At 57.3% G+C, this 23,813-nt stretch carries 21 protein-coding genes and 1 pseudogene; 3 read left to right on the forward strand and 19 right to left on the reverse strand.

The features are described 5' to 3' along the window. Window positions 1–19 precede the first annotated feature (19 nt). Complete coding sequence (locus tag OZ428_RS33200; protein WP_000951934.1) at window positions 20–211, forward strand: hypothetical protein; 192 nt, start codon at window positions 20–22, stop codon at window positions 209–211. Window positions 212–692: 481 nt separating this feature from the next. On the opposite strand, the gene OZ428_RS33205 is transcribed toward OZ428_RS33200, so the two are convergent. After that, a complete protein-coding gene (locus OZ428_RS33205; protein WP_000587837.1) occupies window positions 693–1,235 on the reverse strand; it encodes an AAA family ATPase in 543 nt (180 codons plus the stop codon). A 12-nt stretch (window positions 1,236–1,247) separates the two neighbouring features. Next, window positions 1,248–2,108: an aminoglycoside N-acetyltransferase AAC(3)-IId gene (aac(3)-IId, locus tag OZ428_RS33210; protein WP_000557454.1), complete on the reverse strand. Its 861-nt coding sequence runs from the start codon at window positions 2,106–2,108 to the stop codon at window positions 1,248–1,250. Window positions 2,109–2,831: 723 nt separating this feature from the next. On the opposite strand from aac(3)-IId, the pseudogene OZ428_RS33215 reads away from it, so the two are divergent. Then, a pseudogene (locus OZ428_RS33215) lies at window positions 2,832–3,008 on the forward strand (IS481 family transposase); the annotation flags it as partial. Next, window positions 2,998–3,969 (forward strand): ExeA family protein, encoded by a 972-nt coding sequence (locus OZ428_RS33220; RefSeq protein ID WP_017781032.1) that lies wholly within the window; start codon window positions 2,998–3,000, stop codon window positions 3,967–3,969. The pseudogene OZ428_RS33215 and the gene OZ428_RS33220, both read left to right, overlap by 11 nt. A gap of 658 nt (window positions 3,970–4,627) precedes the next feature. Here the strand turns inward: OZ428_RS33220 and OZ428_RS33225 are convergent. The 17 genes from OZ428_RS33225 to OZ428_RS33305 all read right to left on the reverse strand — a co-directional run bounded on the left by OZ428_RS33225 (window position 4,628) and on the right by OZ428_RS33305 (window position 23,730). Further along, a complete protein-coding gene (locus OZ428_RS33225; protein WP_017781030.1) occupies window positions 4,628–6,250 on the reverse strand; it encodes a Tn7-like element transposition protein TnsE in 1,623 nt (540 codons plus the stop codon). Continuing rightward, window positions 6,243–7,745, reverse strand: coding sequence for a TnsD family Tn7-like transposition protein (locus OZ428_RS33230; protein ID WP_017781029.1), 1,503 nt, complete (start codon window positions 7,743–7,745; stop codon window positions 6,243–6,245). Before OZ428_RS33230 ends, OZ428_RS33225 begins: the two co-directional genes overlap by 8 nt. 1 nt (window position 7,746) lies before the next feature. Next, complete coding sequence (locus tag OZ428_RS33235; protein ID WP_017781028.1) at window positions 7,747–9,357, reverse strand: ATP-binding protein; 1,611 nt, start codon at window positions 9,355–9,357, stop codon at window positions 7,747–7,749. Then, window positions 9,350–11,410 (reverse strand): Mu transposase C-terminal domain-containing protein, encoded by a 2,061-nt coding sequence (locus OZ428_RS33240; protein WP_330913947.1) that lies wholly within the window; start codon window positions 11,408–11,410, stop codon window positions 9,350–9,352. Before OZ428_RS33240 ends, OZ428_RS33235 begins: the two co-directional genes overlap by 8 nt. A 13-nt stretch (window positions 11,411–11,423) precedes the next feature. Continuing rightward, window positions 11,424–12,251: a heteromeric transposase endonuclease subunit TnsA gene (locus OZ428_RS33245; protein WP_017781026.1), complete on the reverse strand. Its 828-nt coding sequence runs from the start codon at window positions 12,249–12,251 to the stop codon at window positions 11,424–11,426. Between the two features lie 145 nt (window positions 12,252–12,396). Then, a complete protein-coding gene (glmS, locus tag OZ428_RS33250; protein WP_269132371.1) occupies window positions 12,397–14,229 on the reverse strand; it encodes a glutamine--fructose-6-phosphate transaminase (isomerizing) in 1,833 nt (610 codons plus the stop codon). A gap of 10 nt (window positions 14,230–14,239) precedes the next feature. Beyond that, entirely contained in the window at window positions 14,240–15,007 is a 768-nt protein-coding gene (locus OZ428_RS33255; protein WP_133078455.1) for a DeoR/GlpR family DNA-binding transcription regulator, read from the reverse strand. A gap of 128 nt (window positions 15,008–15,135) precedes the next feature. Beyond that, window positions 15,136–16,503, reverse strand: a complete 1,368-nt coding sequence (glmU, locus tag OZ428_RS33260; RefSeq protein WP_133078456.1) for a bifunctional UDP-N-acetylglucosamine diphosphorylase/glucosamine-1-phosphate N-acetyltransferase GlmU — start codon at window positions 16,501–16,503, stop codon at window positions 15,136–15,138. Between the two features lie 123 nt (window positions 16,504–16,626). Further along, a complete protein-coding gene (locus tag OZ428_RS33265; protein ID WP_003177061.1) occupies window positions 16,627–17,043 on the reverse strand; it encodes a F0F1 ATP synthase subunit epsilon in 417 nt (138 codons plus the stop codon). A gap of 44 nt (window positions 17,044–17,087) precedes the next feature. After that, complete coding sequence (gene atpD / locus OZ428_RS33270) at window positions 17,088–18,464, reverse strand: F0F1 ATP synthase subunit beta (RefSeq protein ID WP_010207684.1); 1,377 nt, start codon at window positions 18,462–18,464, stop codon at window positions 17,088–17,090. Window positions 18,465–18,491: 27 nt separating this feature from the next. Continuing rightward, window positions 18,492–19,352, reverse strand: coding sequence for a F0F1 ATP synthase subunit gamma (gene atpG, locus OZ428_RS33275; protein ID WP_010207685.1), 861 nt, complete (start codon window positions 19,350–19,352; stop codon window positions 18,492–18,494). Window positions 19,353–19,402: 50 nt separating this feature from the next. Continuing rightward, complete coding sequence (gene atpA, locus OZ428_RS33280; protein WP_010207686.1) at window positions 19,403–20,947, reverse strand: F0F1 ATP synthase subunit alpha; 1,545 nt, start codon at window positions 20,945–20,947, stop codon at window positions 19,403–19,405. Between the two features lie 21 nt (window positions 20,948–20,968). After that, the gene (locus OZ428_RS33285; RefSeq protein WP_010207689.1) at window positions 20,969–21,505 is read right to left on the reverse strand and encodes a F0F1 ATP synthase subunit delta; all 537 of its coding nucleotides are present in this window, start codon (window positions 21,503–21,505) and stop codon (window positions 20,969–20,971) included. A gap of 12 nt (window positions 21,506–21,517) precedes the next feature. After that, complete coding sequence (locus tag OZ428_RS33290; protein ID WP_008439543.1) at window positions 21,518–21,988, reverse strand: F0F1 ATP synthase subunit B; 471 nt, start codon at window positions 21,986–21,988, stop codon at window positions 21,518–21,520. A 56-nt stretch (window positions 21,989–22,044) separates the two neighbouring features. Beyond that, on the reverse strand, window positions 22,045–22,302 hold the full coding sequence (atpE, locus tag OZ428_RS33295; RefSeq protein WP_002555987.1) for a F0F1 ATP synthase subunit C: 258 nt from the start codon (window positions 22,300–22,302) through the stop codon (window positions 22,045–22,047). Window positions 22,303–22,436: 134 nt separating this feature from the next. Beyond that, entirely contained in the window at window positions 22,437–23,306 is an 870-nt protein-coding gene (atpB, locus tag OZ428_RS33300; RefSeq protein WP_016978714.1) for a F0F1 ATP synthase subunit A, read from the reverse strand. Window positions 23,307–23,322: 16 nt separating this feature from the next. Beyond that, window positions 23,323–23,730: a F0F1 ATP synthase subunit I gene (locus OZ428_RS33305; protein ID WP_010565865.1), complete on the reverse strand. Its 408-nt coding sequence runs from the start codon at window positions 23,728–23,730 to the stop codon at window positions 23,323–23,325. Window positions 23,731–23,813 lie beyond the last annotated feature (83 nt).

The raw sequence follows: 23,813 nt of genomic DNA on the forward strand, positions 1-23,813 counted from the left end.
CTGTACGCCTGCATCTGAAATGGCTATTGCCCTGATGGGAGCCGGCTTTTCAGCCACCGACACCAGCGATGCCGTCAATATTCTTTACCCGATAACCATGACCGTACAAGCTAACAAGGCCTGGCAAGCCAGCGGACTTAAAAAGTCTTTTTTTCTACCATCCCACAAAAAAGTTCGTGGTGGAGAAAAGATAAGCTATGCAAGGCTTTAGGAGACGTGGTTTTTCAGGATGACGAAGAACGATTCGGCGCTAGGTGCAACATAGGTGCATCGCACGAGCGCTAGGAACGGCGAAAAAAGGCGGACGTGGCGAAATCGGTAGACGCAGCAGACTTTAAAATTGGAGTGCCCGCGGGGAAATCCGCGGAGTAGAACCGCTCAAAGTCGGGGAACGCTAACGGGCAATACCCTAAGCCAATCCCGAGCCAAGCCCCTTCGGGGGAAGGTGTAGAGACTGGACGGGCGGCGCCTAAAGCCTTCGGGCAATGGCGAAGGGACAGTCCAGACCACGAACGTCATCAGACGGCGGCGAAAGTCGAGGTGGTACGAAAATCTGCTTCTCTGTGAGAGTACGGGTTCGAGTCCCGTCGTCCGCACCACAAAGCCAAACATCCCTGCGATGATCGACCTCTGGGCGTTTGGTCGTGAGCCCGCCACCCTCGCGCTACGCTTTGCGCAGGCGTCGAAGGCGATCAGGTGCGCCCATCGATTCCGTCGAGCACCATCGCTGCGAGTTCATCGCTGGTGTGTGCACCACTATCGAGAACACGGGTTGTGCATGGAAGCCGTTCCCTTGCGGCCAAGCATCGGGCGACATTCGCTAATCGCCACTCTCGAATCTCCGCATTTCGATTCGGGTCAGGATGCATGGTCTGGTTCGCGATCCGGTGACGCAATAGGTCCTCGTTGAGCGTCAGAAAGATGTGCAGCAGCTGATCGTCGATCCGCCTTACCCCGTCGAGTATCTCAGTCAGATAGTCCGGGTGCACGAGCGTCATTGGGATGATGATGTCCTGCGAGTAATTCCTTCGAATCTCCCTGACCGCCGCGATCGTAAGTCCCCTCCACAAGGGGAGATCCTGATAGTCTCCGCTCGCTGGCATGGGGACCGTTTCTTTCACCACGAACCCGATTTCCTCGGGGTCAAAGATCAGCGATTTGGAACGCCGATCGCGCAGCCGCTTAGCGAGCGTCGTCTTTCCGGCGCCGAAAGGTCCGTTGATCCAGATTATCATTGTCGACGGCCTCTAACCTGAAGGCTCGCAAGAGCGCTCGACGGCCTCGTGCGGAGGCACGATCGGAGTGGTTCCGAAATGCTTCTCAAGATAGGTGACGCCGAACGTCACGATGTCCTGCGCGTCGAACAGGTAGCACTGAGCAAAGCCCACGACACCTTCTCGATGGCGACCGAGCTTCACGTAAGCATTTGCTATAGTTTCAACCGCATCCGGCTTTCCTTCGATAGCAAAGCAATCGAGAATGCCGTTTGAATCGTAATCCGATGCCGTTTTCCAGGCGACTTCACCGTCTCTTCCAAGCATCGGCATCTCATACGTCACCCACCGTTTGTTGGGGATATCGGCAACCGCCTCGGCGTAGTGCAATGCGGTAACGGAGTTTAGCGGCGCACCCAACAGCAGGGCCTTCCCGCCAAGGCGAACGAACCGCTCGACGGGCGATCCTTCCCCCAAGGCGTGACCGAGTTCGTGAGGCTCCGTCAGCGTTTCAGCCAGCGGACCAACCGCGACCATCGATGCATCGGGGTGCGCGCTGCGCCGCGCGCCGGGGGCTTGAACCAGAAATTGATTCAGCAGGCCGAACCCACGGTAAGTCCCGGCTGTTGCGGGATCGAACGGCAGCCAGGTACGGCGGGCTTCGTCATCCAGCCGAGCGCCATTCAGAGTCTCCTCGTAGGGTGATCGGTCCCACGACGCGTATCCCATCACAGTGCCAGTCGGCCCAACCGCGGAGCGTAACGCGGCAACGACCGTCTCCGCTCCTCCTTCGACCGGACCAATCGCTTTAAGTGAGGCATGCACCATCAAGAGGTCACCGGTTTGGACTCCGAGTTTTTGAAGCGCCTCCGTTATTGCCTTCCGCGTATGCATCGCGATATCTCCTCTAAACTGCAAAACACTATACCTATCTGTGGGAGGAAAATAAAGTGTCATCCTAACTACAGGACCCTGCAACGTAGCAATTCCTGCAAAAATCCATTTAAAACAATGACTTATTTCAATTCTGCCATCTGCAAGCGTTTTGTGGGGATGGAGGCCGGAATCATTAAAGTATCATCCTAATTTTCGCTCAACCTTGGAAAATGCTGAGAATCGTAAAAATAAAGTTTCATCCTTTCCGCTACTAGTTCAAGGCTTTCTTCCGGTACAACAACGCTGCTTGGCTGAGGCGATCCACTTGCGCTACCGCTCACTGATCAGATCGAACTTGAACTCGACGAGCAGCCAACCATCAGGCCGAGCGTGATCGCCAAAAAAAACGGATCATGCGAAATCCTTCGTTGAGTTTGGCGCGGGTTTTAGCAAATCAGCTGGCCCGCGATCCGGTTGAGAGTGATCCGAAGCGGTCCTTGACGACCGGCACAAATCGGCCGATTCTGTTGAAAAAGTAGCTTTAGCGGCAGCCTGCCGATCAGGTGTGCCTGCTGTCGAAGTGGCTGCAAGCCACTTCAAGTTGCCTTCCGGCGTTTCACTGAGCGTCCTTGCTCAGGTTTAAGGGTTAATTTGAGGGTTTCTGCTCGTAGCAGGCATACCTATCCCGTCAGCGGTGGCCCTTGAGGCAAAAGCTTGGCCATGCGGCGCAGGTTCTGCACCATCGCAGCCAAGCTCGCCATTGCCGATGACTTGGCGCAGCCGTTGGCTAAGCTCTCCGCCGACGATCAATCCTTCATCCACCAGGTGCTGAGCGAAACCCTGACACGCCGCATTGTATTGGAGCGTGTGCGGGGCTACTTCCGCCACAAGAAAGCAGGAGAAGAACATGCGGGCTGAAGTGATGCAGCACTACGGATTGGCGGTGCCACTGAACCAGGCAGGCTACTTTGAAACCGGCCACCATCAGCAGTTGATCAAGGACATCAAGGGGGCGATCTTCGAAGGGCGGCTGATTGCCCTGTGCGGCGTCATCGGCAGCGGCAAGACCGTGATGTTGCGCCGACTGCAACAGGCGATGGACGAGGAAAAGAAGATCACGGTCTCCAAGTCGCTGGCCATCGAGAAGCACAGCATCAAGCTGGCCACCTTCATCGCCGCGCTGTTCTACGACCTCTCCACCGAAAAGCAGGTGCGCATCCCCACCCAGGGCGAAAAGCGTGAGCGCGATCTGCGCGAGCTGGTGAGGAAGAACAAGCGCCCGGTTGCGCTGTTCGTCGATGAGGCCCACGACCTCAACGGCCATACCCTGACCGGTCTGAAACGCTTGATGGAACTGGTCGAGGACGGCAACGGCCGGTTGTCGATCGTGTTGGCCGGACACCCCAAGCTGCGTAACGACCTGCGGCGGCCGACGATGGAGGAAATCGGCTACCGCACCGACATCTTCTCGCTCGACGGCATCACCGGCAGTCAGCGCGAATACATTCACTGGCTACTGGACGCCTGCACCGAGGGTAAGCTCGAACCCGAGTCGATCCTGACCGAAGACGCCATTGACCTGCTGGCCACCAAGCTGCGCACGCCACTGCAAATTCAACTGCACCTCAGCCTGGCCCTGGAGGCCGGCTACCTGACCGGCGAGAAGCCTGTGTCGGCGGAACTCGTGCACTCGGTGCTGTCGCGACAGCTGGATGACCTGGAGCCGACCCTCACGCGCCACGGCTACCGCCTCAAGGACCTAGTGGAACAGTTCGACGCCAAGCCTACCGAGATCAAGGCGTTATTCAGCAACACGCTCGACCCGGCTCGGGCCGTCGAATTACGCGACAAGATGCTGGCAGCGGGTTTGCCGATCTGAGTCCCGACATTTGCAGCTAATGCTGGCTGGCGACAATGGAATGCAGGTCCGCACGGATCAATGCAGGTTCATTCGCAGCTAATGCTGGTTTGCTGGACCGGACAGTCGCAGTTAATTCCGGTCGAAAATCGCGTCGATTGCAGGTCGGGGTGTTTTCGTTTGCAGGTCGTTACAGCTAGTCGTAAATCTGCTGGTCAACGTTATTCATGAGCTGGGCAGGCATAGCGATGGAGACTTCGCCATCCGCATCCAGGGGCGTCAGTACCAGAAAGATGACAACCGCTCACCTTGGCAGTGCTGGCACGACTGGCGGACATCTCAGGAGCGCGATGAAGCTATCCGTCAGGCTTTGGAGTACTGCGGCTTCGAAGGCGAGGTGCTCAGCCTCCCATCTTTGCCGCACTACCGTCAGCTGCAACTGCAGTTGCGCTCCGGAAGGCAGCTGACCGTCCAGCTCGATCAGGGACTTTCATATTGGGAGGCCGAGCGTAGCGAGAAGTCCTACCTGCTCAGGTTCGACTTCGCAGCGCGTCAGTTAGGAGAGGAAATCATGGAGCGCATCCAATGCAAGGTTGTAGCTACCGGTGATGAATGCACCCAGATTTTCATTTACGTGACCTAATAGCCCCCGCATCGCAAGGCCGGGTCCACCGGCCTTTTACTCCCGACTAAGACAGGCTTCTATACGCTGCTTCCATTCGAACACCTTGGCATGATTGACACCGAATGAGCTTTCTTTCGGGTGATGTACAGAGCGCAAAGGCTCACAGAACTTCGCCATAGTGTGCGGCCAGCGCAACGAACCTTTCACTGTCTGCCTCAAGATCCTGTCGATGCATTTCTCGGCCTCAACACCTGCTTTGAAGCCCATGATCCGTGTTGACATGGTCTTGCGGTTGTCTGAGGTGTCTATTTCTAGAAGGTAGCGCTGATTGCCGTTTGGCAGTTTGAATTTTGCCAGCAAATAACAGCGTGGTTTTTCGTGATCGAGCATGTGATAGCTGCAGCGCGGAACGGGTGGCAATGGTCTCACCTCCAGTGATACCAGCGTAATTCGAGGCTCCTGAGCGATCTGTTCAATGACCTCACGGAGCAACGAGAAGCGATTTGCAAACCGCTCATGCTCCTCCCTATCACCCTCGCCCAATTGCTGGAATTCCCCTGGCGCTATGCTGCCACCGCTCACAGGATCAGCCACGCCTAAGAGTTGGCCTTCTTTGCTCGGGCATTGCTCATCGTCGATCTTCTTGCCATGACCGCTGGCACGCTCCCCGTTGTAGGCAATCCTGGTGCTCAACTGAGCATCAAAAGTAATTCCCTCAACGGGTAGATGAATCAGCCTTGGTTCCTTGGCAGCAGTCGGCTCTTCGATAGCATCTACTTCCACCTCTTCAGCTCCCGATGGCACGGATACACAGCCAGTACCCTCTCCCCTCACTGGTTGCTTCAGGGCAGGATGGTGGAAAAAAATATCGCCTCGATGGCTGAAGCTGAGGCCTTGAAGCGCTTCGATTTCCCAGACCAGCAACTCGTTGCTTTTCGGATCAAAAGGGCCTCGCATATTCATGGTGGTACCCGCTAGGGAAATGGGTGCCATGAAGTCGAACTTCCACCTGGCATATGCCGACTCTTGCGATGTGCGCTCTTGCTCTTGGTTGAGGCTTTGCCAGATTGACTCGAAGGATCGCTTCACATCCTGATTCAGTAGCAGCCAACTGAAGTGGTCCCTATATCCCTTAATTTTGAGAAGCTGACTTGGCGCGCCCGTCTTCGTAGGCGTATGGATATGAACAGCATCGCCCTCTTTGTAGATTGTGAAAGCCATGTCTAGACCATTCGGCTCGAAGGCTGCACGGACTATGAAAGCTGCGTGGAAGAACAGTTTGCGTGCCAGCTCGAATTTCGGTAACCAGACGGTCAGACCGTCAACCTCGAACACAAAGCATCGCTGTCCAGATATCTCAGGATTTGCAGCCAGCCTTCTGGCGAGCCTTGGACAGTCACCCAATTGCCTTTCCCGCCAGCTATCTATTGGAGGCAGCACCACCGCCTTCTTGAAACCACTGGACCGGTAAGGGGCCCCTTCTTCGCCAGGAAACTCGCGACCAACCGCAAGGACACAGGACATTTCCAGTGGAAACCGCTTCAATTGCGACTGGCCATTACCCTCGAAGAGTGCCGCCAGTCGCCACTGCGCCCCAGGAGTAGGGGCTCTGAACAAGTTTCCAATAGCCAACAGCCTAGATCCGGTCTGGATCTGACGGAATAAGGTCCTATTCAATCCATCTTCCTATCAATCGAATGAACGCAGTGGTCAGCGGTGCCATACTGCTTTTTTCCAGCCCACAACGCTTTTCCAACTCCCAGCGCCTGGATGATATGCCGACCCGAATATCCTCCTGCATCGCTGCAGTCAGGCGGCGAATCTGAAACTCGCCGACGGACTCGGCATAGCGATTCAGGAAGGTGCGGCACAGAGGCATTTGATCGAGATGGTGCTCAATTGATGCCCGATGGGGTAGCTGCTGCAGGAACCAGTTGCGGCTCCTGCGTGGCAAGGTCAGGTCATCTTCGCTGTCTTTGCCAAGCCGGATCAGCAGACGTACTAGCTTCCTGTCGCGCGCTCGCCAATCGATGTGGCTGTTGTTGCCCTGTCGACGCTGCCTGGCTTGGTTCGCAGCCATCAGCCAGTGCCGATCATGACGATAGAGCCAGGCATAACACGCATCCCCGCCATTTTGTCGAGCTGCCTTGGCTCCACCGTGATTATCCAGTGCTTGCAGCCAAAGGGTACGGTACATCTGTGTTTGGCCTGCCCTTGCCGGAAGTTGCCTGGCAAACTGATCGGGAGAAACGTCGGCCTGGCGTGTCTTCGCCTCGCCGATCAGCTCGCCAGCATGCTGGCCGGGGCGCAGGCTAGTCCAGACGATCAGATGCTGCAGCGCACTGAATCCCTTGCGATGCTTCCTGAACATCGCCAGCAGCCAGGGCGGAGGCTCTTCGTGGGAAAGCAGACCATTCGTAGTAAGCCAATTCCTGCAGTGAGATTCCAGGATCTTTTCCCATATGACTTCAGCCCTAACTTGCCGGCCACGCCTGGCACCGCACTCTGTGGCCAGGTACCTGTACAGGTTGGTCCAGCGACCGTAGCCAGGCGATTGCGCCTCTTCAAGCGCCAGCAGTTGCGTGGCAGTCTTGGCGAGCCTGATAGCTTCTTCGCTCGCCGGGCTCGTGCGAGAGTCACAGGGCAGAAACAATGGCGAGGCCGGATGAAATTCATGCCGCTGCGCTCGACGGAACGGGATAGGTGAGTTCAGGAGCTGACAGCCATGCTCGGGACAGGCATCTACCCCTTTAATCTGCCAGCTTCGCCGCCAATAAGTCTCACCGAAACGGGCAGCCATTTCCTCAAAACAGACAGGGCAGTAACGCAGCCAGTCGGGCCACTTGACCAAAGCCGCCGAAGACCCAGCCAGACCGATGGTCGACCGGTCGGAAGCAAGCATGGCCTGGAACAGATCGTTACGCCGCTTCGCTGGAATGAAGGGGGCATAGAGCGGAAACAGCGTGTGATGCATGATCACGTTCGCCGTATCCAGCCCAGTGTTGTTCGCCAGAGCGGCCAAGTGCGTGGGCAGGTCGGTGATGGCGGCGACCTTGCTGTCACCGAACGCCATATGAAGCAGAGTTTTGTGATTGCTGATCCCCAGATGGACCCGGCAGCGAGCAATGCCGCTGTAGAGCAGCTCGTCCGGATAGAGCCTGGGAAAGTACACGTTAGCTCGCTCTCAGCAGAGGCCGCATATCGAGGATCAGACCAGCCTGCTTGAATCTGTCGTAGGCCTCACTTTCAGGCCCATCGGCATAACGTCGACGCAGATCCTCTTCGGATAGACATCGCCACTCCGTCCGCTTAACTCGGGAAACGCTGGGCCTCTTGGGAACGTCCTGTGCGAGGTAAGCTGTGGCCTTATGAATCAGGGCCGCCAGGGGGATATCCGGATACTCAACCACCAATTCATCGGCTATGGGAATGGCAATATCCCTCGGGATTTCCATCTCTTCGAGCAGTGAAGCCAGCCGCTTGGCCTTGTCGTCTGCCGGAAGTGCCGGCGCTTTCGGTTGGGGGAGGTTATCCAGAGAGCGACTCAGGGTCAGCAAACGTCCCTCGATCTCCGGCATCAGCAGATCGTCATATTTAGCGATCAGTTCGGGCCTGCCACTTCGCAAAGCCGCCAGCATCGGGTGGACCGGTTTGAACTCGTCCTCGAAAACCCTGCGCAGCAACAGCGGCTTGATGCACTCGACGCCTGTCACTATTGCCCTGATCTGCGCCAGCGCGAACAACTTGATGACGATGTCCATGACCCCTTGTGTGAGGTCGTACATGGTCGATTCCAACTCATCGTCCAGCGGCGCCGCATTTCGTAGCCACTGGTACTTCCAGAGTCGCTTCAACAGGCGCTTCCAGTGCTCGTCCCGAGGCAACCTGTCCCAGCGAATACTGCCCAGCCCGGAGACCCGACGCGCTGCCCGGAAGGTGCGCTGGAAGAACTTGCTGGCCCGGTGAGTACCGACCTGAATGATCGGAACGCCAATGGTATTCACCAACGACACGAAAAAATTGTGCATTTTTTCGGCACCACCGGAGCGTGCCTCGTTGAGGTTCTGAACTTCATCGATGATCAGCACTCCGAGTGCGTGCAGGTTGGCCACCTGGCACATGGATGCCATCAAACGTTTGGTACCCAGCTTCTTGCGTCCGTGGCTACGGCTGTAGTGGGTGCCCAGGATCTTGTCTACCTCGTTGAAGAAGCTGAGGCACAGCTCATCCAGGTCACCGTCAATGGGGCAGTCGACCTTCAGATAGACCAATTGAGTGATGTTGTAATCGGGGTGATGGAGAGCCTGGGGGTACATACCCAGAATCCGCTCCAGCGTGCGCGTCTTGCCGCAACCGGAGCAGCCGAACAGCGACAAACTGTTGGCTGTGGAGGTAACACTCTGGTACACCGCCGCATCAAGATCCTCCTCCTCCACCCGGCGATAGCCATTCTGCAGGTGTGCATACCAGGCACCGCTGGCCGGGTTCCGACCGATGTAGCCCTGACGGATCATCAGGCTGATCTTGCTCTCCAGCTCCAAGTGGTGGCTGAGTGGCTGAAAGAAGCCGTGCAACAGACGGGCAATGGCATGAGCCCGGAGCCGACCATCCAGAAGCGCCTCCTGCGGCTCGAAACTGGGAAGTTGCTGCATCAGGCCGACCACTTCCTGCAGATCAGGAATCGGAGGTAATGCACTGATGAGTGGATTGTCCTGATACTCGGGAAGCTGCTGCTCATGATAACGCGCCAGGGGAATCACTCCGCGCTGTAATTCTTCAGTCATCTTCTTCCTCCTTGAATATCAGGTCACTGAGATCCGGAAAGGCATAATCTTCCTGCTTCTCGCCCCGCAGTGGGATCACCTCCGCGGGTTTCGCCCGCTGTGCTTTCTCAGGTTTAAATGCTGTTTTCAGGCGCTCCTGGCGCTTTTCCTGCTGCTTGTTCTCGCGGATCTGGGTGCCCAGATCTTTCTTGCTAATGCCAGTTTTGAGCGGACTGGCGTTCTCTGCCTGGGCAACAATCGACTCGATCTGCTCCAGAAGCTTGCCTCTTTCCGCCAAGGCTTTTGACGCCGCATTGACATCGCTCCGCCGTTCCTCTCTGGACAGTATCCAGACATCCCAGAAGGTCATCCCCCTGAAACGTCGACTACGGTCGGCAAGATCGCAAACCCAGTAATCCTTGAGACTATTGGACGGCCGCAAGTAGATATGGTCCGCACTACGCGGGTCGTATGCGACCGTTACCCCTGTCGGCCGACGCCCCTGGCCTCGGTGAAACCAACCCTCCCTGATTGCTGCCGGGCAACTGTAGAAGCAGCCGAATAGCCTGATTCCCAGCTCCGAAACCGTGGCCGACTCATGGGGCAAGAGATTGATCCACACCAGTTCCTCCGGCGCAGTGCGCAACCGACCGGTCAAGCTGGCCAAGCCCCAGTTCCACAGCATGACTGGAATCGCCGGCAGATCGCCCGGCATTCCCGCAGCCCTGTCGTATTTGCTCAGGGTGTGGAAATTGTTGTGGTGGAGGATGCCGGCAATGATGATTTTCGTGAATTCGGGCAAGGTCAGACTGGCATCAAGCCTGTAGTCGTGGCCACCTCGCTTCCGGCTGGTAGTGTCCTCGACCACACCGCTGGCGTAAGGCTTGAAACGCTCCTGCACCGTTCGAAAATAGCGCTCGACGATGCCCTTGGCATCACCTCGCCTGGCCGGTGCGTTCTCGATGCGGACGCCGAAGGCTTGGGAAAATGCCTCAACCTTGGTGCCGTTCAGTTCGCCCTTATCGGCCAGTATCACATCCGGCAAACCCTTGACCGGCCAATCGCTGGCATCGATCTCCAAACCATACTGGCGACAATACTCGACCTTGTCGGCGACCGTGTTGGCCAATGCCACCATGGCACTGACCCAGGAGGGCCCCTCGAATCCGACGTACATACCAACGACCATGCGGCTGAACACGTCGAGCACCATGTAAACGACAGGCCTGCCGACGATAAGGCTGCGGTCATGCTCTGAAACCAGATAAATATCTGCGATGGTGGCATCTATTTGGTAACGGTATCCTGGACCCAGGGTCTCAGTCGTCGATGTGCTGTTGAGCGGCCGGAAGTCCTTGGCAAAGTCCACTGCGGACATCCTGCGCGGCAAGGTGTCGGTGAAATGATATTCGCGCCCATAGAAGTACCGGAACTGCCCCAATGTAGGCAGTTCGGAGGTCGGCAGCTCCGGCTGAACAGCACGGAGCAGGTTCAGCCCGGAGGCGTAGGCATCAGGAATGGACGGATGTTTTTCCTTGAGCAAGCGTTCCTCGATGACCCGGCGAAAAATGCGCTCGATATCCGGCGTGACATTACGCCCTTTCCCCGCCATCACCACTCTTGGCCTGCCCAGCTTGGCTCTGTTCGGCTTTCGGCGCTTGCCACGGGCACCCGAGTTGACATAGTCCGGCAAGAGGGCGTTCCTACACATGCCTCGTTGCCAGTAGCGCCTCAGTAATCTGTACACCGTCTGTTTGGTGACACCATGGCGTTGCATGATGCTTCCGACAATGAGCCCTCTGGGGCGCCGCACGAAAAGCTGGGGATCGTGCATATAATCCGCCAGCATCGCCCACGCCTCATCACGTTTCAGCTGGTCAGGGGAGCCTGCCTCCACCTCCCGAAGGACCGTCTCCTCGAAGGGATCGCCAATGCTCTCCAGCTCACCCTCAATAATCAGACGCTCCAGCTCTGCAACCGATATCGATTCGGGCAGCGCCGTGTCCAAATCGATATCAATCCAGACAGCCTGCTCGGTACCGGACCAGAGCAGGCGCTTTCGGAGCTCTCCCATACGGAACACCTGATTAACGGACAACACTGATCAGCTCCTGATGAATCTGATGAGGGTTGGCAGCTAGATCCTTCGGCTTCAGCACGCGGTAAGGGGTGTCAAGATCGAAGAGAAACCAGTGCCGAGCCAGCAGCTGGCGTAGCCAATAGAGTGCTTGACCAGCCTCCAGTTGGCCGGAAGTATCCATTTCCTGGGCAATGGCGGTCAGCTTCCGGTCTGGGTGACGCTGAAACTCGAGCAAGAACAGCTGCTGATAGTGTGCGAGATCATCCTGTGCAATGTCGTCTTCAGCATGGGCCGGATAGAGCCATTGGATATTGGCAAATGCCTCTCTGGATACCTCGCGCTCCGTGATGATGAACCAGGGAATCCCTTTTTCCTGCCAGTAGCGCCTTTCAAGTTCAAGTCTCTCGATGACTTCCGGCTTCTGCAGATCGGCACTGTACTTGGCCTGGATCGCGACGGATGGGCGCTGGGGGTCATCAAAATCCACCAGGAAATCGCTGGTCAGAACCTGAGGGATTCCTTTGTAGCGACCGTGAGCAAGGCCAAGTTCCTCGGCGATGCGCACCGTATCTTCGGCCCGCATCGGGAACTGCTCACGGATATCAGTGACCTGGGGAGACCGATCCAAGGTCAGGAAAATGGCCAGTTCAAGATCGGATAAAAGATGGTGCAGACGCCGGGTCTTGCTGCCAGGCAGGCGGTGGGAGCGCCCCAACGAGGACACATCCCTGGTGTAGATGAACGGCTTGTAGTCCCGTCCCTGGCCTTGGCCACGCCCCTCCTTGAGCCTTCTATCAATCTGTGCCTGGGTCAGGCCCTTGAATGTTCCAGACATGAAAAAGCCTGCATCCACCGTGTCGATGACCTCAACATAGCGGATACAGGCTTAGGATGAAACTTTATTTGTAAGGATGATACTTTATTTGTACGGATGAAACTTTATTTGCATCCCACAGGGCGGGTCTCCAGGATGTGGCGGATTACTCCACGGTTACTGACTTCGCCAAGTTACGCGGCTGGTCGACGTCAGTGCCCTTGAGCACAGCCACGTAGTACGAGAGCAACTGCAGCGGGATGGTGTAGAGGATCGGCGACAGGGTGTCGTTGATGTGCGGCATGTTGATGACGTGGGTGCCTTCGCCGTTGGTCATGCCAGCTTTCTCGTCGGCAAACACCACCAGTTGGCCGCCACGGGCACGGACTTCCTGCAGGTTGGACTTGAGCTTTTCCAGCAGTTCGTTGTTCGGCGCCACGGTAACCACCGGCATGTCGTCATCCACCAGAGCCAATGGGCCATGCTTGAGTTCCCCGGCCGGGTAGGCTTCGGCGTGGATGTACGAGATTTCCTTGAGCTTGAGCGAACCTTCCATCGCCACCGGGTATTGCGCGCCACGGCCGAGGAACAGGGTGTGGTTCTTGTCGGCGAACAGTTCGGCGACTTTTTCCACGGTGCTGTCCATGGCCAGGGCTTCGCCCAGACGGGTTGGCAGGCGGCGCAATTCTTCGACCAGGGTGGCTTCGACGCCTTCGGCCAGGGTGCCGCGCACTTGACCCAGGGACAGGGTCAGCAGCAACAGGCCCACCAGCTGGGTGGTGAAGGCTTTGGTGGACGCCACACCGATTTCGCGACCGGCCTGAGTCAACAGGGTCAGGTCGGACTCACGCACCAGGGAGCTGATGCTGACGTTGCAGATCGCCAGGCTGGCCAGGAAGCCCAGCTCCTTGGCATTACGCAGGGCGGCCAGGGTGTCGGCGGTTTCGCCGGACTGGGAGATGGTCACGAACAGGGTATCGGGCTGCACCACCACCTTGCGGTAGCGGAATTCGCTGGCGACTTCGACCTGGCACGGGATGCCGGCCAGTTCTTCCAGCCAGTAACGCGCAACCATGCCGGCGTGGTAGCTGGTGCCGCAGGCGACGATCTGCACGTTGCGCACTTTGGCGAACAGCTCGGCGGCCTGTGGGCCGAAGGCGTTGACCAGCACTTGGTTCTGGCTCAGGCGACCTTCCAGGGTGCGTTGCACCACAGCCGGTTGCTCGTGGATTTCCTTGAGCATGAAGTGGCGGTATTCACCTTTGTCAGCGGCTTCGGCGCCATCGCGGTATTGCACGGCTTCGCGCTCGACGGACTGACCGTTAACGTCCCAGATCGCCACGCTTTCACGACGGATGTCAGCAATATCGCCTTCTTCCAGGTACATGAAGCGGTCGGTGACCTGGCGCAGGGCCAGTTGGTCGGAGGCGAGGAAGTTTTCGCCCAGGCCCAGGCCGATCACCAGCGGGCTGCCACTGCGAGCCGCGACGAGGCGGTCCGGTTGGCTGGCACTGACCACGGCCAAGCCGTAGGCGCCGTGCAGTTCCTTGACCGTGGCCTTGAGCGCGACGGTCAGGTCGCCCAGATCCTTGAGCTTGTGATTGAGCAGGTGGGCGATGACTTCGGTGTCAGTGTCCGAAGTGAACACGTAGCCCAGGCCCTTGAGCTGCTCGCGTAGCACTTCGTGGTTTTCGATGATGCCGTTGTGCACCACGGCCAGGTCGCCGGAAAAGTGCGGGTGGGCGTTGCGTTCGCACGGCGCACCGTGAGTCGCCCAACGAGTGTGAGCGATACCCAGGCGGCCAACCAGCGGCTCGCCGGCCAGGGCCTGCTCCAACTCGCTGACCTTGCCCGGACGGCGCATGCGCTCCAGCTTGCCGGCGTTGGTGAAGACCGCCACACCGGCGCTGTCATAGCCGCGGTATTCCAGGCGCTTGAGGCCTTCGAGCAGGATCGGGGTGATGTTGCGTTCAGCGACTGCGCCTACGATGCCACACATGGTGTTTCTCCTAGATGATTGCCGCGCATATCAGCGTAATGCCGCGGGCTTTGATCTGGTCGCGGGCCTCAAGCGGCAGGCGATCATCGGTGATAAGGGTATGGACGCTGCTCCAGGGCAGTTCCAGGTTGGGAATCTTGCGGCCGATCTTGTCGGATTCGACCATGACCACCACTTCACGGGCGACCTCGGCCATGACGCGGCTCAGGCCCAGCAATTCGTTGAAGGTGGTGGTGCCGCGCTCCAAGTCGATGCCGTCGGCACCGATGAACAACTGATCGAAGTCGTAAGAACGCAGCACTTGCTCGGCGACCTGCCCTTGGAACGAGTCCGAATGCGGGTCCCAGGTGCCGCCGGTCATCAACAGCACCGGCTCGTGTTCCAGTTCGCTCAAGGCGCTGGCCACGTGCAGGGAGTTGGTCATCACCACCAGGCCTGGCTGGTGGCCCAGTTCGGGGATCATGGCGGCGGTGGTGCTGCCGCTGTCGATGATGATGCGGGCGTGTTCACGCAGGCGCATCACGGCGGCACGGGCGATGGCGCGCTTGTACACCGAGATGGGCTGGGCAGCGTCGCCCACCAACTCCTGGGGCATGGTGATTGCGCCCCCGTAGCGACGCAGCAGCAGGCCGTTGCTTTCGAGGGCGGCCAGGTCCTTACGGATCGTAACTTCCGAGGTTTCGAAACGCTTGGCCAATTCATCCACGCTGACTTCGCCCTGTTCATTGAGCAAGGTCAGGATGTTGTGGCGTCGTTGGGGCGTATTTCGTTTCGACATTTTGGCTTTAAGTTTCGTTTCGAAAGATAACGAAGGCAATCAAAACCTATTCCGAGAAAATCGTCAACATGCAGGTATAAAAAAACCTGTGGGTGATTAGCCAACAGGTTTCAGTGAATGTGGATCACTCAGCTCTTTTTGATTTTGACCGGGCGCTTCCAGCCGTCGATGTTGCGTTGGCGGGCGCGGGCTACCGCCAGTTGAGACTTATCCACATCCTGGTTGATGGTCGAACCCGCCGCCGTGTTCGAGCCATCTCCGATGGAAACGGGGGCGATCAGCGAATTGTTGGAGCCGATAAATACGTCTTCACCAATGGTGGTCTGGTATTTGTTCGCGCCGTCGTAATTACAGGTAATGGCACCCGCGCCAATATTGCTGCGAGCTCCAATCACCGCATCACCGAGATAGGCCAAGTGGCCAGCCTTCGCATCGTCACCCATTTTGGCGTTTTTCAGCTCGACGAAATTGCCCACGTGCGCCCTGGCGCCCATCACGGTTCCGGGGCGCAGTCGCGCAAATGGACCCGCATCGCTGCCCTCACCCATTACCGCGCCGTCCAGATGACTGTTGGCCTTGACCACCGCGCCTTTGCGCAGGGTGCTGTCCTTGATCACACAGTTCGGGCCAATCACCACGTCGTCTTCGATGATCACGCGACCTTCGAGGATCACGTTGATGTCGATCAGCACATCGCGGCCTACAGTTACTTCACCCCGTACATCGAAGCGTGCCGGGTCACGCAAGGTCACGCCTTGGGCCATCAGGCGACGGCCTTCGCGCAATTGGTAGTGACGTTCCAGTTCGGCGAGTTGCTTGCGGTCGTTGGCGCCCTGAACTTCCATCGGGTCGTGAGGCTGCTCGGTGGCAACCAACAGGCCATCGCTTACCGCCATCTCGATGACGTCGGTGAGGTAGTACTCGCCCTGGGCGTTGTTGTTAGACAGACGGCTCATCCAATCGCCGAGCTTATCGGCGGGGACCGCCAGGATCCCGGTGTTGCCCTCGGTAATAGCGCGTTGGGCTTCGCTGGCATCTTTGTGCTCAACGATAGCGGCAACCTTGCCATCGGCGTTACGCACGATGCGCCCATAACCAGTAGGATCATCCAGTTCAACCGTCAGCAGGCCCATCTGGCCAGGCACCACGTGCTTGAGCAGGCGTTGCAGGGTTTCGACTTCGATCAGCGGCACGTCACCGTAGAGGATCAGCACGGTGTCGGCGCTGATGAAAGGCACGGCTTGGGCAGTGGCGTGGCCGGTGCCCAGTTGTTTGTCTTGCAATACGAAATTCAGATCGTCCGCGGCGAGGCGCTCACGTACTACATCGGCACCATGGCCGATCACCACGTGAATGCGCTGTGGGTCGAGCTGCCGGGCGCTGTGGATAACATGGCCCAGCATAGAATTGCCGGCAACCGGGTGCAGCACCTTGGGCAGGGCCGAACGCATGCGGGTGCCCTGGCCTGCGGCGAGAATGACGATTTCAAGAGACATGAGTGGCTACCAATCCTGGGCGGTCCGGCTTCAGACCAGAGAAGTGTTTTGCTGAAAAAGAAAAAGGGTAGCCGAGGCTACCCTTTTTAATCAATCGCGCATGAAGCATGACGGCGTGGCCGCTTACTTCTTGCGGATCTGCTGGAGCGTGCGCAGCTGAGCTGCAGCCTCGGCCAGACGTACAGCAGCAGCGCTGTAGTCGAAGTCCGCACCCTTTTCATTCAGGGCCTTCTCGGCAGCCTTGACGGCTTCCTGAGCGGAGGCTTCATCCAGGTCGCCAGCACGTTGCACGGTGTCGGCAAGTACCTTGACCATGTTCGGCTGAACCTCGAGGAAACCACCCGAGATGTAAAACACCTCTTTTTCCCCGCCTTGCTTGGTCAGAGTGATCGGACCTGGCTTCAAGCTGGTGATCAACGGCGCGTGACCCATGGCAATACCAAGGTCACCGAGTTCGCCGTGTGCAATCACCATCTCTACCAGACCGGAGAAGATTTCCCCTTCCGCGCTGACGATATCGCAATGGACTGTCATAGCCATCTGATTGCCTCAACCTGATGAGCGCCCGTTTCCGGGCGCCTGGATTACAGTTTCTTGGCTTTCTCGATCGCTTCTTCGATGCCGCCGACCATGTAGAACGCTTGTTCTGGCAGGTGGTCGTAGTCACCGTTGAGGATGCCTTTGAAGCCAGCAATGGTGTCTTTCAGGGAAACGTATTTACCCGATGCACCGGTGAAGACTTCAGCCACGAAGAACGGCTGCGACAAGAAACGCTGGATCTTACGAGCACGGTTTACCAACTGCTTGTCGGCTTCCGACAGCTCGTCCATACCCAGGATCGCAATGATGTCCTTCAGTTCTTTGTAACGCTGCAGCACGTACTGAACGCCGCGAGCGGTGTCGTAGTGCTCCTGGCCGATCACGTTCGGATCCAGCTGGCGCGAAGTCGAGTCGAGTGGATCGACCGCTGGGTAGATACCCAGGGAAGCGATGTCACGGGACAGTACGACGGTGGCGTCCAAGTGGGCGAAGGTGGTCGCTGGCGACGGGTCGGTCAAGTCATCCGCAGGTACGTATACCGCTTGGATCGAAGTGATCGAACCTTCCTTGGTCGAAGTGATACGTTCTTGCAGAACGCCCATCTCTTCAGCCAGGGTCGGCTGGTAACCTACTGCCGAAGGCATACGGCCCAGCAGTGCGGATACTTCAGTACCGGCCAGGGTGTAACGGTAGATGTTGTCGACGAACAGCAGAACGTCGTTACCTTCGTCACGGAACTTCTCGGCCATGGTCAGGCCAGTCAGTGCTACGCGCAGACGGTTACCCGGCGGCTCGTTCATCTGACCGTAAACCAGTGCCACTTTGTCCAGAACGTTGGAGTCCTTCATCTCGTGGTAGAAGTCGTTACCCTCACGGGTACGCTCGCCCACACCGGCGAACACGGAATAACCGCTGTGCTCGATGGCGATGTTACGGATCAGTTCCATCATGTTTACGGTCTTGCCTACACCGGCACCACCGAACAGACCGACTTTACCGCCTTTGGCGAACGGGCAGACCAGGTCGATAACCTTGATGCCGGTTTCCAGCAGGTCGTTGCCGCCAGCTTGTTCCGCGAACGAAGGTGCTGGACGGTGAATGCCCCAGCGCTCTTCGGTGTCGATCGGGCCAGCTTCGTCAATCGGGTTGCCCAGTACGTCCATGATCCGGCCCAGGGTCGCTTTACCGACCGGTACGGAGATGGCTGCGCCAGAGTCGACAACGTCCAGACCGCGCTTCAAGCCTTCGGTGGAACCCATCGCAATGGTACGAACTACGCCGTCGCCCAGCTGTTGCTGAACTTCCAGAGTAGTGTCCGCGCCTTGTACTTTCAGCGCGTTGTAGATGCTCGGTACGCTGTCGCGTGGAAATTCCACGTCGATAACGGCGCCGATGATTTGAACGATACGTCCGCTACTCATAGCTGGATCCTCTGAATATTTGAACCGTTAAACCGCGGCAGCGCCGCCGACGATTTCCGAGATCTCTTGGGTGATCGCAGCCTGACGCGCCTTGTTGTAGATCAGCTGCAAATCGCTGATCAGATCACCGGCGTTATCGGTAGCGTTTTTCATCGCGATCATCCGCGCCGCTTGTTCAGCTGCGTTGTTCTCGACCACCGCCTGGTACACCTGCGACTCCACGTAGCGCACCATCAAGCCGTCAAGCAGCTCTTTGGCGTCTGGTTCGTAGAGGTAGTCCCAGTGGTGCTTGAGTTCCTGATCCGGAGTCGCCACCAGTGGAATCAATTGCTCCACGGTTGGCTGCTGGGTCATGGTGTTGATGAACTTGTTGGATACCACGGAGAGGCGGTCAATCCGGCCTTCCAGGTATGCATCCAGCATCACCTTCACACTGCCGATCAAATCATTGATCGACGGCTCTTCACCCAGGTGGCTGATAGCTGCTACGACGTTGCCGCCGAAGTTGCGGAAAAAGGCCGCACCCTTGCTACCAACAACACACAGATCGATCTCGACGCCCTTTTCGCGGTTTACCGCCATGTCCTTGACCAGGGCCTTGAACAGGTTGGTATTCAAACCACCGCACAAACCACGGTCACTGCTCACAACCACATAACCCACACGCTTAACTTCGCGGTCGATCATGAAGGGGTGGCGGTATTCCGGGTTGGCGTTGGCCAGATGCCCAATTACCTGGCGGATACGCTCCGCATAAGGACGGCTAGCAGCCATGCGCATTTGTGCCTTGCGCATTTTGCTGACCGCCACTTTTTCCATGGCGCTGGTAATTTTTTGCGTGCTTTTGATGCTCGCAATCTTACTGCGAATCTCTTTTGCGCCTGCCATGTAACACCTATCAGGTTAGCAAGCGGGAGCCTTGCGGCTCCCGCTGCGGCTTACCAGGTTTGGGTGGCCTTGAACTTCTCGATACCGGCTTTGAGGCCAGCGTCGATTTCGTCATTGAAGTCACCCTTCACGTTGATCTTGGCCAACAAGTCGGCGTGATCGCGGTTGAAGTAAGCAATCAGCGCTTGTTCAAAGCTGCCGACCTTGGCGATTTCGACGTCAGTCAGGAACCCACGCTCAGCGGCATACAGCGACAACGCCATGTCAGCGATCGACATTGGGGCGTATTGCTTCTGCTTCATCAGCTCGGTAACGCGCTGACCATGCTCAAGTTGCTTACGGGTCGCTTCGTCCAGGTCAGAAGCGAACTGGGCGAATGCCGCCAGTTCACGGTACTGAGCCAGAGCGGTACGGATACCACCGGAGAGCTTCTTGATGATCTTGGTCTGAGCGGCACCACCCACACGGGATACCGAAACACCGGCGTTCACTGCAGGGCGGATGCCTGAGTTGAACATGGCCGATTCCAGGAAGATCTGACCGTCGGTGATGGAAATCACGTTGGTCGGAACGAACGCGGAAACGTCGCCAGCCTGGGTTTCGATGATCGGCAGTGCGGTCAGGGAACCGGTTTTGCCGGTCACTGCGCCGTTGGTGAACTTCTCTACGTACTCTTCCGAAACGCGGGATGCGCGCTCCAGCAGACGGGAGTGGAGATAGAACACGTCGCCTGGGTAAGCTTCACGGCCTGGTGGACGGCGCAGCAGCAGGGAAATCTGGCGGTAAGCCACTGCTTGCTTGGACAGATCGTCATAAACGATCAGCGCGTCTTCACCGCGGTCGCGGAAGAATTCACCCATGGTGCAACCGGCATACGGTGCCAGGTATTGCAGTGCAGGCGATTCCGAAGCACTGGCAGCCACGATGATCGTGTTTTTCAGTGCGCCGTTCTCTTCCAGCTTGCGAACCACGTTGGCGATGGTCGATTGCTTCTGACCAATGGCTACGTAGACGCAGAAAATGCCGCTGTCTTTCTGGTTGATGATCGCGTCGATCGCCAGAGCGGTTTTACCGATCTGACGGTCACCGATGATCAGCTCACGCTGGCCACGGCCGACAGGGATCATGGCATCGACAGCCTTGTAGCCAGTCTGTACAGGCTGGTCTACCGACTTACGCCAGATCACGCCTGGAGCAACTTTCTCGACCGCGTCGGTCTCGGTGTTGCCCAGTGGACCTTTGCCGTCAACAGGGTTACCCAGTGCGTCGACTACGCGACCCAGCAGTTCCTTACCAACCGGAACCTCCAGGATGCGGCCGGTGCACTTGGCACTCATGCCTTCAGCCAGAGACTGGTAAGCGCCCAGGATTACGGCACCTACGGAGTCCTGCTCCAGGTTGAGGGCCATACCGAAGACGCCGCCCGGAAACTCGATCATCTCGCCGGACATTACGTCGGCCAGACCGTGAATCCGCACGATACCGTCAGATACGCTGACGACAGTGCCTTCGTTACGGGCTTGGGAGGTCACATCGAGCTTGTCGATGCGGCCCTTGATAATTTCACTTATTTCGGAAGGATTGAGTTGCTGCATTGCTCTGCTGCCCCTTCAAACTCAAGATTTCAATGCTTCGGCAAGATTCGCGAGTTTGCCGCGAATCGAGCCATCGATAACCAGGTCGCCGGCGCGAATGACAATGCCCCCAATGAGGGACTTGTCTTCCGCAACTTGCAGGCGCACTTCCCGGTCGAGTCGTGCACTGAGAACCTTGGCGAGTTTGTCTTGCTGTTCTTGGTTCAATGCAAAAGCACTGGTCACTTCAACGTCTACCGACTTCTCTTGCTCGGCCTTGTACAGGTCGAACAGAGCGGCAATCTCCGGCAGAAGCAGGAGACGGTCGTTTTCGGCAACGACGTGGATGAAGTTCTGTACCTTCACATCGAACTTGTCGCCGCACACTTCAATAAAAGTGGCGGCCTTGTCTGCGCTCGTCAGTCGCGGGGCCTTGAGCACGCGCTGCATCGTGTCGTCTTGCGACACTGCTGCAGCCAGGCCGAGCATGGCTGACCAAGAGGCCAGCTGCTGGTGGGCCTGGGCGTGCTCGAAGGCTGCCTTAGCGTAAGGTCGGGCCAACGTGGTCAATTCTGCCATGATCGCCCTCGCTTAAATTTCAGCAGCCAGTTTGTTTACCAGCTCCGCGTGCGCGTTTTGATCGATTGTGGCACCCAGGATCTTCTCAGCACCGCCGACGGCCAGAGCACCCAGTTGGGCACGCAGCGCATCTTTGACACCGTTCAGTTCCTGCTCGATCTCGGCCTGAGCCTGAACCTTCACACGGTCAGCGTCGATACGGGCTTTTTCAACAGCCTCTTCAACGATCTGGTTACCGCGTTTCTTGGCTTGCTCAATGATTTCGGCTGCTTGAGCTTTCGCTTCGCGCAGTTGTTGACCCGCTTTATCTTGGGCCAACTCCAGGTCGCGAGCTGCTCGTGCTGCAGCGTCCAGCCCATCCGCGATCTTCTTCTGACGTTCGTGCAGAGCTGCGATGACCGGAGGCCATACGAACTTCATGCAGAAAACGACAAAAATCAAGAACGCTAAGGACTGACCAATAATGGTTGCATTAATGTTCACGCCAATACCTCGCTCATTCGTTGCACAACACACCAATCACTCGAAAAGACGAGTGATTAACCGGCGAGTTGACCAACGAAAGGGTTCGCGAAGGTGAAGAACAGAGCGATACCAACACCGATCATGGTCACGGCGTCGAGCAGGCCGGCGACGATGAACATTTTAACTTGCAGCATTGGAACCATTTCTGGCTGACGCGCTGCGCCTTCCAGGAACTTGCCGCCCAGCAGGCCGAAACCAATGGCAGTACCCAGGGCGCCCAGGCCGATCAACAGTGCAACAGCGATAGCGGTTAGACCAACTACAGTTTCCATCTTTCCTCCCGACTTTTACGTCGTATGGTTTAGGTTTTTTAGATTTTAAAGCGGTAAAACAAATCGTTTCATAGCCCGGTAGGGCCTACCTTCCCGTTTGACAGGGAAGGACATCAGACTAGTCGAGACTGGTCTTAATGGTTCTCTTCGTGCGCCATCGACAGGTAGACGATGGTCAGCATCATGAAGATGAAGGCCTGCAGGGTGATGATCAGGATGTGGAACACAGCCCACGCCCACTGCAGAACAATGCCCAGGCCGCTAAGCCAGAGCAGGCCGCTGCCGAACATCACAGCGATCAGAATGAACACCAGCTCGCCGGCATACATGTTGCCGAACAGTCGCAGGGCCAGGGAAATCGGCTTGGCGATCAGGGTCACGAATTCCAGCAGGAAGTTCACCGGGATCAGCAGGGCTTGAACGAAGATGTTCTTGCTGCCGAACGGGTGCAGGGTCAGTTCGCCGATAAAGCCGCCGATGCCCTTGATCTTGATGCTGTAGAAAATGATCAACGCGAAGACCGACAGGGCCATGCCCAGGGTAGCGTTCGGGTCAGTGGTCGATACGGCACGGAAAGGAATGTGCGGATCGCCGCTGATCGCCATGGCCAGCTGAGGAATCCAGTCAACCGGGATCAGGTCGACGGCGTTCATCAGGAAAACCCAGACGAAGATGGTCAGTGCCAGCGGTGCGATCACCGGGCTACGGCCATGGAAGCTGTCTTTCACGCTGCCATCGACGAATTCGACCAGTACTTCAACGAAGTTCTGCAAAGCACCTGGTTGACCGGAAGTCGCCTTCTTTGCCGCCATGCGGAAAATGAAGACGAAGATCAGACCCAATGCGACCGACCAGCCCAGAGTATCCAGGTGGAAAGCCCAGAAGCCCATTTCTTTGGCCTCTGCTGCGGAGTGGGCAAAGCCCCAGCCGCCATTAGGAAGCTGACCGAAGGTCAGGTTCTGCAAGTGGTGCTGGATATAGCCCGAAGCGGTTGTTTCTGCCATGGTTGCCTCAAACGCCCTAAGGTTTCGAAAGTCTTGTTTTCATTAGCAGGGGAGCGAACCAGCTGACCAGTTGGGTCAACACGAAGACGCCGAATACAGCCAGCGGCGCCAATGGCTTCACACCTGCAAAGGTCAGTGCAAACAGCACTGCCGTCAAAATCAGTTTCCCTGCCTCGCCGGCATAAAATGACCGGACGATAGCCTGGGCTGCTCGGGCGCCGGAAAACCGAAAGGCCCTGTGAGCAAAATACATATTGGGCAGCAAGGCTATCAGGCCTCCGCAGAGTCCTGAATATCCGGCAACGACTCCATGCCAATACCAAAGCGCCAATGCGGCGATCAGCAAAATGACAAATTGAGCCAATAAAACCGGAAAAACGGCCAAGCGATGGAACGGCAACGTGTTTGGCGTGCGGGTTTCCATCACTCTTGCTCCTCAATGGTCGGCTGCCGGAAATCAATAACTTGGCATAATTTGTGCCGACAAAATGCGCGCAGAGTATAGGG

The sequence above is a fragment of the Pseudomonas sp. GXZC genome, assembly GCF_026967615.1.
GTDB lineage: Bacteria > Pseudomonadota > Gammaproteobacteria > Pseudomonadales > Pseudomonadaceae > Aquipseudomonas > Aquipseudomonas azotoformans_A.